Source organism: Pantoea nemavictus, from assembly GCF_037479095.1.
Classification (GTDB): Bacteria; Pseudomonadota; Gammaproteobacteria; order Enterobacterales; family Enterobacteriaceae; genus Pantoea; species Pantoea nemavictus.
Window position 1 is genome coordinate 4,296,256 of the sequence record NZ_JBBGZW010000001.1, and the last position, 7,337, is coordinate 4,303,592.

The window sequence follows — 7,337 nt, forward strand, 5'->3', positions numbered from 1 at the left end:
TAGTCAGGTTTTGATTTTAGTGATAATACGCTAACTTGCAGCGCCTCAGAAGAGGCCTGTCAGGAAAAGTTGACAGCCAGAGGCAGGTGACAGGAAGAAGTGTAGCGGAGCGACCAACAAAAATCCCGCCGAATATAGGTTGAGACACAGATAATTTTACCTTTCACGCCATCCATAGCGTGAAAGGTAAGCAAGGAGTGATTATTTAGCAGCCTGCCCTGCTTTATCCCCACTTTTTACCAGGGATTCTTTCAGCTGACCGATTAATTCGCGACGGAAATCGCCGAGACGCGGCTTATCCTCTTCCAGCCACGGCAAGGGCCGACACAACTCCATCGCCTTAATGCCCAGCCGCGCGGTCAGTAAACCGGCACCAATCCCTTGCGCAGCACGGGTGGAGAGACGCGCGGCGAGATCCTGCGACATCCAATCCATGCCCACTTCGCGCACCAGTTCCGATGCGCCGGCAAACGCCATATTCAGCAGCACTAAACGGAACAGGCGAATACGGCTGAAGTAGCCGAGCTCAATGCCATAAATTGCTGCGATGCGATTCACCAGCCGCAGATTGCGCCAGGCGATAAACGCCATATCCACCAGCGCCAGCGGGCTGACGGCGATCATCAGCGTAGATTCTGCAGCATGACGGCTGATTTCACGCCGCGCCTGACGATCCAGCACCGGCTGCACCAGCTGAGCATATAACGTGACGATTTCGCGATCGTTATGCGTTTCATGCAGCGCCGCGTGCCAGCGTTGCAGCGCCGGATGTGCCTGATCCAGCTGTGCCTGCTGCGCCAGCTTTTCACAAAATGCGCGGCCTTTCCCCACGCCGTGGCTGTGCAACAGTTCGCGGCCAATATCGCGCTCCTCGGCACGCTGGCGCAGACGATACAAGCGACGCCATTCGCCAATCAGCGCACCAGCACCGGCCGCAACAATTAAGGTACCGGCCACACCGGTGCCCAGCGTAAACCAGTCGCGCACTATCCAGGCGTCGTGCAGCGTTTGCGCACCCTGCGCCACCACGCTAACCGCGAAAATAGCGAGGCCAACGCCAACCATCTTGCGCCACAGGCTGCGTTTAGGGCGCAGCGCGGCTTCCACCACTTTTTCGCCTTCGCCCTCTTTCAGCGGCTCGGCTTCTGCGGTGACAAGAAACGCATGGTCCGTTTCCGCACTAAAGGTTTGCGCCGCGCGCAGCGGTTTTTCCGCATCCACCGTCAGCGGACGGGCAAAATCAATGCGTCCTTTTAAAGGTGTTTCGTCGCTCATCGCAATTTATCTCCCAGTAAAAATTCCAGCGCGGCATCTATGCGAATGTGTGGCAGCGGGCGGTCAACATCCAGCTGCCGCGGCCGGAACTGTTCAAACTGAAATCCCTGCTGCTGCCAGAAGCTGTGCCCCGGCAAGCGCGGCGGTACTTCGCCGGGATAAAAAGTCAGCGCTTCATCATCGGCCAGCCGATTGCCGCGCAGCGCAGGCAGCTTTTCACCCCGATGATCAACCAGCCCGCTTTCGGTAGCTTGTACCGACGCTAAGCCGAGGCAATCCATATTAATGCCTTCAAACGCCGCGTTCTGCCATGCGTCCTGCACCAGCTGCTGCAGCAGAGAGACCATATTGGCGTGTTGATCGGAGGTAACGTGATCGGCTTTGGTGGCGGCAAACAGCAACTTGTCGATGACCGGCGAAAACAGGCGGCGAAACAGCGTGCGCTGACCGTAATGAAAACTCTGCATTAGCTGGGTCAGCGCCAGGCGCATATCGTTGAACGCCTGCGGTCCGCTGTTGAGCGGCTGTAGGCAATCGACCAGCACGATTTGGCGATCAAAATGCAGGAAGTGATTCTTATAGAAACCTTTCACCACGTGCTGGCAATAGTAGTTAAAGCGCTGCTGCAGCATAGCAAAGTTGCTGCCGGCAGGGGCTTGCGCCAGTTTGCTGACCTGCATCTCTTCAACCTGCGGCCACGGGAAGAACTGCAGCGCGGGCGCACCCGCCATATCGCCCGGCAGCACAAAGCGGCCCGGCTGAATAAAGTGCAACCCTTCGGTTTTGCATTGATGCAGGTAATCGGTCCAGGCGGCGGCGATTGCGGCGAGACGATTCTCATCGGCGGGTGCAAAGGGATCGAGATCGGCACACAAGTTGCGCCATTGCGCAGACCAGGTGGCGCGATCGCCCTGCAATAAGCCAACCATCTGCCGTGACCAGCTGAGATAATCCTGCGCCAGCATTGGCAGATCCAGCAGCCATTCGCCGGGATAATCGACAATTTCGAGATAGAGCGTGGCGGTATCTTTGAAGTGGCGCAGCAGCGATTCATCCGGGCGATAGCGCAGCGCCAGGCGCATTTCGCTCACGCCGCGGGTGGGCGTCGGCCACATCGGCGGTGTGCCATAAAGCTGAGCCAGACCTTCATCGTAGGTGAAACGCGGCGTACCGAGTTCGCGCTGCGGTACGCGTTTCACCCCAAGCAGGCGTTCTTCGCGCACCACGGAAAACAGCGGCAAACGCGCGCCGCTGTGCACATTGAGCAGTTGGTTAACCAGCGAGGTGATAAACGCGGTTTTACCGCTGCGGCTTAAGCCGGTAACGGCCAGGCGCAGATGGCGGTCAACACCGCGGTTCATCAGCGCCAGCAATTCATTTTGCAGTCTTTTCATCGTTCTCCCTGATGAATCGTGCTGACAAGCGTTTAAACGCTTTGCTCAGCAACGGTTCCAGGGCGGCCGCCAGCAACAGGCGCAGCGGACGGCGCGCCACCGATTTCACAGCCCAGCCAGCGATACCGCCGGGCCCGTAAGTTACTGCACTAATGATGATAAATTTCCCCGCCGACATCAACGCAGGTGTCGCGCGACGGCGCAGAGCAGTAAAACGTTGAGTTTGCATAGAGCCTCTTACCTTAATGTAGAAGAAGCGAGCCCATTAGCGGGCTCGGGGATAAAAATCAGATTTGGCGGAAGCGGCTACGCACGCTAAATGTTTCCGAGGTGACATAGCGTTCAATCTCACGCACGTTACGTTCGTCGCTGTGTAGCGTGGCTTCCAGCTCGTCGAGCAGTTCCCGTGCGCTCGGCGTGCGTTCACCCGCGGCATCGGCGGGCTTCTCATCCAGCACAAAACCGAGAATAAAATAGGCAACGATGGTGAACATAAATAAGCCAAGGAATAGCGACAGCACCACAATCACCCGCAGTAAGCGTACCGGAATGTCGAGATATTCTGCCACGCCGGCACAGACGCCGCGCACTTTGCCCTGTTGTGGGATGCGCCACAATTTACGTCCATTCATCATGGCTGCCTCCAGTTCGGATGCTCGGCATCCAAAATGGCTTCCAGCGCTTCGACACGCTCACGCATGCGGCGCGCATCCTGCGTAATTTGTTGTAAACGCTGCAAATCGCTCGACGACAAATCGGCGCCGCCGTTGCGCTTGTTGCTGTAATGCAGCCATAACCAGATCGGCGCCACAAAAAGCACGAAGATGGTTAAAGGTATGGCTAGAAAAAGTGCGCTCATTAATTCGACTCTCCTTAATCATTGACACCATTTTAACTCGGGCCTGCTACCAGACCCGTGGCGATCACTCAGGGCGATTCATTTTGGCTTTCAGCGCGGCCAGCTGCTGGCTGATTTCATCATCGGCTTTCAGTTCAGCGAACTCCTGATCCAGACCTTTCGGCTTACCAAAGCGCTGACTTTCCGCTTCGGCTTCCATGTGATCGATACGACGTTCGAAGGATTCAAAACGCGCCATCGCATCATCAATCTTGCCGCTGTCGAGCTGACGACGCACATCGCGTGAAGAGGATGCGGCCTGATGACGCAAGGTTAATGCCTGCTGACGCGCCCGCGTTTCAGTGAGTTTTTTCTCCAGCTCACCAATCTCGCCTTTCATGCGTTCCAGTGTCTCTTCAACTTGCGTCGATTCCTGCTGCAGGGCCGCGATTAAATCGGTCAGCTTCTGCTTTTCAATTAAGGCCGCGCGCGCTAAATCTTCTTTACCTTTATTAATCGCCAGTTCGGCTTTTTCCTGCCACTCGGCCTGCTGAATTTCAGCCTGCTCCATGCGGCGTGCCAGCTGTTTCTTTTCCGCCAGCGCACGGGCAGAGGTAGAGCGCACTTCTACCAGCGTGTCTTCCATTTCCTGAATCATCAGGCGTACCAGTTTCTGCGGATCTTCGGCGCGTTCCAGCAGAGAGTTGATGTTAGCGTTCACGATGTCGGCGAAACGAGAAAAAATACCCATAATGATGTTCCTCAAATTTTGTATGTAGGTGCGCGAGGCGCCCTTCACTAATACAATTCGCGTGCCAACTTTTAATGTGCTGATTTTACGGGCTTTGTTTATTTTACATCCGCTACCGCATCCCTTAAGGTAGTGAAAATGATTAATCAGTGGCGAATTTCATCATGGCAAATAATTCAGACAATCTGTTAGGCGAGTCCAACAACTTTCTTGAGGTGCTGGAGCAGGTATCGCGTTTGGCGCCGCTGGAGAAGCCGGTGCTGGTGGTTGGTGAACGCGGCACGGGTAAAGAATTGATCGCCAGCCGTCTGCACTACCTGTCAAACCGTTGGGAAGGCCCGTTTGTTTCCCTCAACTGCGCCGCGCTGAATGAAAACCTGCTCGACTCTGAACTCTTCGGCCATGAAGCTGGCGCCTTTACCGGCGCGCAAAAACGTCATCTGGGGCGCTTTGAGCGTGCCGATGGTGGCACGCTGTTTCTTGATGAACTGGCCACTGCGCCGATGCTGGTACAGGAAAAACTGTTGCGCGTGATTGAGTATGGGCAGCTAGAGCGCGTCGGCGGCAATCAATCGTTGCAGGTGAACGTGCGATTAGTCTGCGCCACTAACGAAGACCTGCCGATGCTGGCCGCCGCCGGCAAGTTCCGCGCCGACCTGCTCGATCGCCTCGCCTTCGATGTGGTGCAGCTGCCGCCGCTACGTGAGCGGCGCAGTGATATTCTGGTGATGGCCAATCATTTCGCTATCCAGATGTGCCGCGAGCTGGGCTTGCCGCTGTTTCCTGGCTTCAGCGATCGTGCGCAGCTGACGCTGCTGAATCACAGCTGGCCGGGTAACGTGCGTGAATTGAAGAATGTGGTCGAGCGTTCGGTTTATCGTCATCATAGTGCCGAAGACGAACTGGACAACATCATCATTAATCCCTTCGCACCGCGCAATCCGCCACCCGACACCCTCACTGAACCCGCAACCAGCACCCTACCTTCCCTGCCGCTGGATATACGCCAATGGCAAAACCAGCAGGAGCGAGAGTTAGTTGAGGCAAGCTTACAGCAGGCCAAATACAACCAGCGCCGTGCTGCTGAGCTATTACGCGTTACTTACCATCAGCTGCGCGCCATGATGAAAAAACATGGTATTCAGGCGCGCGACGAGGATTAGTCAGGTCGCCATAAATGGCGTAATGCCGATCAGTTAAGCGCTGAGCGACTTTCGTTCGCCATCGGCTGAGGCAGTTTCATCTACGCCGTGCGGCGACCGAGAAGAGGGCGTCTGGCTGAACTGAACCCCGGATCCTGGACTTATTATCCAGAATCCGGAGATTTAAAAATGAAGCATCCTTTTTCTGTCAGGCTTGCAGCCGTCACAGAGTATCTGTCCGGTAAATCCACTCTTGCCGAAACAGCGCTTCAGTTCAATGTTGGGCAAACACCGCTAAGACGCTGGGTACGTGCTCTCAAGCATCAGGGAGAGGAAGGACTGGTCCCCCGGCGTCCGCGTATTTATCCTCCTGAATTCAGGTTAAGCGTTGTTCGTTATGTTCTTGATAATCGATGCAGCAGCGCGGATGCTGCAGCACACTTTGGTATTCCTAATGAGACAGTGATCCAGAACTGGTTGCGTAAATACCGGGCGGGAGGCAGTGTGGCACTTACTCCATCCAGAACCGGCCCTGCCATGATGAAAAAGAGTGCTCCTGACGACAAACCCCTTACCGAAATGACGCACAAAGAGCTGCTCAAAGAGCTTGAGTACCTGCGGGCAGAGAACGCTGTTCTAAAAAAGTTGAAAGCCCTGAGAGAAGAAAAGGCGCTCGGGGCTCAGCAGAAAAAACAAAAATAGTGTGCTCATTACTGCCTGAACATAGGCTTGCCAGCCTGCTACGGGCTATCGGTCTGCCCCGCAGCTCGTACTACTACCATGTCTCAAAAGACGCTACTGAAACCGACCGGTATGCCGCTGTCATACCGGTGATGACTGCACTTCACAGAAAGCATTCCGCCCGTTACGGCTATCGGCGTATGACGATAATGCTCAGACGAGAAGGCTTCACGCTGAATCACAAAACGGTACGAAAACTCATGAAGCAACATGGGCTGACATGCCAGATTCGCCGCAGAAAATACCGCTCGTGGATGAATGATGGCAACAAATCTTCAGCCAATCTGCTTTCCCGCCACTTTGAGGCAGAAAGAAGTGGTATGAAATGGTGTACTGATGTCACTGAGTTCAGGGCTGGAGGGGAAACGCTGTATCTTTCGGTCGTTCAGGATCTGTTCAACAGGGAAATAGTGGCCTGGGAAATGTCGACAAGGCCAGCCCTTAGTCTGACGTGTAAAATGCTGGAGAAAGCGTTGAAAACAGGCCTCCAGAAAGAGGGGATAATGCTGCACAGCGACCAGGGTTGGCAGTATCGAACGCCGATGTGGCGTTCCATGCTGGCAGAAGGTCAGGTATTGCAGAGCATGTCTCGCAAAGGCAACTGTCTGGATAATGCAGTGATGGAAAACTTCTTCAGCCACCTTAAAGTGGAAATGTATCATCGTAAAAAGTATGAGTCTGTTAATGCACTGAAGCGGGATATAGACAGGTATATCCGGTATTACAACTGTGAACGCATTAATCTTAGGATGGGAATGAGCCCGGCAGAATACCGGGCAATGAAAGAAAACCAGTAAAAGGTGTCCAGGTTTTGGGGTTCAGTTCATGGCCACGCCCTCTTCACTCCCGGGCCCTGCGCCAGCCCATCCCGCCGCTACGCGGTGCCTTCACTCAATCGCGATTCCTGACGGACCGGCGGCGATTCGCTCCTGCTCAGCGCCGCCTCTCGCCGCATCCCTGCGGCTCGCCCTGGAATCCCTCACTCGCTCAGCGGGTTGGGATGTCGCCTCAACCCCCACGCTGCAGCATCAAGGCGTTTTTCTAAATCACCATCGCTATCAACGCCTGTAGATACCGTCTTGCCAGTTACCTGGCAAGACATATTTTGGTATCGAACGGACGGCCTGATTTCAGCACACCATAAGCCAGCTGGAGCAGCTTCTTCATCGCCGCGCATACCACGACTTTTCCCGTTT

At 55.0% G+C, this 7,337-nt stretch carries 8 protein-coding genes; 2 read left to right on the forward strand and 6 right to left on the reverse strand.

Annotation, left to right across the window (positions count from 1 at the left end; all coding sequences use genetic code 11):
• Positions 1-201: 201 nt before the first annotated feature.
• The 6 genes from WH298_RS19805 to pspA form a co-directional block, all read right to left on the reverse strand.
• Positions 202-1,275 carry a YcjF family protein gene (locus tag WH298_RS19805; RefSeq protein WP_180823664.1) on the reverse strand — a complete coding sequence of 358 codons (1,074 nt, stop codon included), beginning with the start codon at positions 1,273-1,275 and terminating at the stop codon, positions 202-204.
• Complete coding sequence (locus tag WH298_RS19810; protein WP_180823665.1) at positions 1,272-2,669, reverse strand: YcjX family GTP-binding protein; 1,398 nt, start codon at positions 2,667-2,669, stop codon at positions 1,272-1,274. Before WH298_RS19810 ends, WH298_RS19805 begins: the two co-directional genes overlap by 4 nt.
• The gene (pspD, locus tag WH298_RS19815; protein WP_007888070.1) at positions 2,650-2,898 is read right to left on the reverse strand and encodes a phage shock protein PspD; all 249 of its coding nucleotides are present in this window, start codon (positions 2,896-2,898) and stop codon (positions 2,650-2,652) included. Before pspD ends, WH298_RS19810 begins: the two co-directional genes overlap by 20 nt.
• A gap of 58 nt (positions 2,899-2,956) precedes the next feature.
• Positions 2,957-3,304, reverse strand: coding sequence for an envelope stress response membrane protein PspC (gene pspC / locus WH298_RS19820; RefSeq protein WP_007888072.1), 348 nt, complete (start codon positions 3,302-3,304; stop codon positions 2,957-2,959).
• Entirely contained in the window at positions 3,301-3,528 is a 228-nt protein-coding gene (gene pspB, locus WH298_RS19825) for an envelope stress response membrane protein PspB (protein ID WP_007888081.1), read from the reverse strand. The genes pspC and pspB overlap by 4 nt, the downstream gene beginning before the upstream one ends.
• A 64-nt stretch (positions 3,529-3,592) precedes the next feature.
• Positions 3,593-4,258: a phage shock protein PspA gene (gene pspA, locus WH298_RS19830; RefSeq protein ID WP_180823666.1), complete on the reverse strand. Its 666-nt coding sequence runs from the start codon at positions 4,256-4,258 to the stop codon at positions 3,593-3,595.
• A 164-nt stretch (positions 4,259-4,422) separates the two neighbouring features.
• On the opposite strand from pspA, the gene pspF reads away from it, so the two are divergent.
• Positions 4,423-5,421 (forward strand): phage shock protein operon transcriptional activator, encoded by a 999-nt coding sequence (gene pspF / locus WH298_RS19835; RefSeq protein WP_180823667.1) that lies wholly within the window; start codon positions 4,423-4,425, stop codon positions 5,419-5,421.
• A gap of 168 nt (positions 5,422-5,589) precedes the next feature.
• A protein-coding gene (locus WH298_RS19840) for an IS3 family transposase (RefSeq protein WP_180822258.1) occupies positions 5,590-6,938 on the forward strand; the annotation gives its coding sequence in 2 pieces (ribosomal slippage) (positions 5,590-6,046 and positions 6,046-6,938; 1,350 coding nt in all).
• The last annotated feature ends 399 nt before the right edge of the window (positions 6,939-7,337 follow it).